A 2946-nucleotide genomic window follows, 5' to 3' on the forward strand; every position below is an offset into this window, starting at 1 on the left:
CTCGTCGAGGGCGGCCAGCACGCGTTCGGCCAGCGGCAGCTTGGCGCTGGCTTCGTAGGCGGCGGCCATGGCGGGCCACACCTTAGCGGAGAGCATCATGTTGGCCTGCACCGAAAACTGACTGCCCTGCTGGTGGCCGGCCATGTCGACGCATTTTTTGCCGGTGTGGGTGGCCACGCGGCCCTGGTTATCGAGAATGGCAACCTGGCGCACGTCGCGGCCGTCGTCGTCGCGCAGCAGCTCATCGATGGCCTGCTGGGCGGTTTTGCCGCTTTTGAGCAGGGCCAGCCCGCGCAGGCCGAACGACTTGTTGGTGAACGACTGGGTGGCCACCACGCCCACGCCGGCCTCGCCCCAGCTCACCGAGGTGCCCACCGAAAACCAGTGGCTTTGCACGGCCACGGCCATTTCGCCGGTGGCCGGGTCGCGCGCCACAATGCTGAAGGTATGGGCGAAGGGGTCGGTGGCGGAGTACATCTGGGCGGCGGCCGGGCGGGCCAGCGCCAGCAGGAGCAGCAGGGCGAGTAGGTATTTACACATTAGCGAGATAGAAAATAAGTGGAGAAAACAGCCCGTTCTGCTGCGCGGCGCTGTGGCAGTTTGAACGATAGTAACCGCAGCGACGGCAATTGTTTTGCCGGGCTTGGGAGCCCAGGCCGGAGCTGACATCACCGCCAGCGCAATCGTATTCACAGGAACTACGTTGATTGTCTTACTGTTACTTCCGATGCCCCGTGCTATTTATCCCGTATATTGAGTAATTAATGCTGTGACAACCGAGCGAGCCCCGGCGGCTTGTCGCCCCGAACCGGCCGTGCCGACCCCGGGCTCCTCCCCTCTCTTTTATTCCAATGACTACTTCCCTGACTCCGACTTCCGAAACCTTCGCGCCCCAGTTTCACGCCGCCGACCCTACGCATTTGCACACCCACGAGCTACCACTGTGGCCCGATTGTTTCGCGGCCGTGCGGGCCGGCCACAAGCCCTTCGACGTGCGCCGCAACGACGAGGATTTTCAGGTGGGCGATGTGCTGCTGCTCCGCGAGTTTAGCCCCGACAGCAACGACTACACCGGCCGCACCATCACGCGCTGGGTGAGCTACGTGCTGCAAGGCGGTAATTTCGGCGTGGAAGCCGACTGGTGCGTGCTGGGTTTCAGCAGCCAGCCGCCCATCCCGGCGGGCATGACGGACATTCGGCTGTGGTGAGTTGGCAAGTCTCAATAGGCCGTTTGAGATAAGCCATAAATGATGTAGAGACGCATATTTGCGTCTCGTCGGCCGCACCATTTGGCGCGACTATCGTCCAACGTAGAGACGCAAATATGCGTCTCTACATCGTTCTAGCAGGCTTTTACGCACAAATCATCAGCGGCGCGGCTGGGCCAGAAACTGCCCAATGCTGTCGTTGAGAAACTTGGCGTCGGCGGGGTTGGGGGCAGCGCCGGCGGTATGGCCCCAGAGCGACGGAATGGGTTTCAACACTGCTCCTTTGATGAGCGGTGCTTCGTAGCGCGCATCGGTGAGCGGAAAATAGAGGTCGGTTTCGGAAGGCATGTAAAGAATGGGCACCTTGATACTGCGTAGGGCATTTTCGACATCGCCACCGAAGCCGGGGGTGTTGCCCACGTCGTGCTGCTCCCAGGTGCGCATCTGCAAAATGAGGTCGTTGGCATCGGCCCCGGGAATAAAGTTAGTGCGGTACTCGTGCAGCACCTGGGCGAAGGTGGTGCCGGGCTTGCTGTCGGCTTTCCAGAGCTCGCGCCGCCACCACTCCTGCGAGTAGAGCCAGGCCGTCCAGACAGTAGCGAAGGCTTCGATGCCTTTGGTGGGCGGCGCGGTGTAGTCGCCATCTTTAAAAGCCGCATCGGCGGTGAGGGCGGCAATCTGGCCTTCGAGGCGCACCACGCCGTGCGGGTAGGTTTTGGCCGTGCCGCAGGTGGCCACCAGCCGGTCGGCAAAGGTGGGGTAGCTCACGGCCCACTGGAAGGCCTGCTGCGCGCCCATCGAGAAGCCAATAATGGCCCGCAGGTGGGCGATTTTCAACTCGCTCACAAGTAGCTGGTGTACGGCCGTCACGTTGTCGCGAATGGTCATGACCGGGAAGCGGGGGCCGTGGAAAGGCTCGGGCGTATTGCTGGGCGACGACGAATGGCCGTTGCCGAACAGCTCGGTGGCCACCAGGAAGACTTTGGTAGTATCGAGAGCCTTGCCCGGGCCGATGAGCCACTCGTAGCCGCGGTGGTCGGCCAGGTAGTGCGAGGGCAGCAGGATGGCGTTGTCGTGGGCGGCGTTGAGGCGGCCGTAGGTGCCGTATACCACGCGGGCCTGGGGTAGCACGGGCCCGCTTTCGGTGCGGAAGTTGGGCAGCACGAAGGTGTGGACCCGGGCGCGGTCGGGGTTGTTTTGGGCACGGACGGGTGTGTTGGCCAGGGCCAGCAGCGCGGCGCCGAAGGCAGTGAGCAGGTAGCGAAGCGACATAAGCAGCAGGAAGAAGCCCGCCGAAGATGGCGGGCTTCTGTAACTCCGTAGCGCCCGCCGGGTTTACCTTGCTCTTCCGTGCCCGCCATGCCTCAGCCCGATAACCTGCCCGTTACCATCCGCGCCACGCAGCTGCGCAAAAGCTTCGGCCCGCACGCCGTGGTGCAGAACGTGTCGTTCGACGTAGCCGCTGGCGAAACGCTGGTGCTGCTGGGCCCCAGCGGCTGCGGCAAAACCACCCTGCTTAAGCTGCTGAACCGGTTGATTGAACCCGACAGCGGCACCATTGAAGTGAACGGGAACGACGTGCGCGAGCAGCGACCCGAGGTGCTGCGGCGCGGCATGGGCTACGTCATTCAGCAGGTGGGGCTGCTGCCGCACTACACCGTGGCCGAAAACATTGCCGTGGTACCGCGCCTGCTGGGCCACGCGCCCGCCGCTATTGCGGCCCGCACCGAGGCGCTGC

General features: G+C 63.4%; 4 protein-coding genes. 2 read left to right on the forward strand and 2 right to left on the reverse strand.

The features are described from left to right. Window positions 1–540, reverse strand: a 540-nt coding sequence (locus ACYVDE_RS18975) for a DUF1028 domain-containing protein (RefSeq protein WP_460503111.1), incomplete at its 3' end; no start/stop codon positions are given. Window positions 541–851: 311 nt separating this feature from the next. On the opposite strand from ACYVDE_RS18975, the gene ACYVDE_RS18980 reads away from it, so the two are divergent. Continuing rightward, complete coding sequence (locus ACYVDE_RS18980; protein ID WP_460503112.1) at window positions 852–1208, forward strand: ASCH/PUA domain-containing protein; 357 nt, start codon at window positions 852–854, stop codon at window positions 1206–1208. A 159-nt stretch (window positions 1209–1367) separates the two neighbouring features. Here ACYVDE_RS18980 and ACYVDE_RS18985 read toward each other — a convergent pair whose 3' ends face one another. Beyond that, entirely contained in the window at window positions 1368–2480 is a 1113-nt protein-coding gene (locus ACYVDE_RS18985) for an alpha/beta hydrolase family protein (protein ID WP_460503113.1), read from the reverse strand. Between the two features lie 87 nt (window positions 2481–2567). Here ACYVDE_RS18985 and ACYVDE_RS18990 point away from each other — a divergent pair. Continuing rightward, the coding region (locus ACYVDE_RS18990; RefSeq protein WP_460503114.1) for an ATP-binding cassette domain-containing protein at window positions 2568–2946 on the forward strand (379 nt) is incomplete at its 3' end.

The organism is Hymenobacter agri (genome assembly GCF_054778495.1).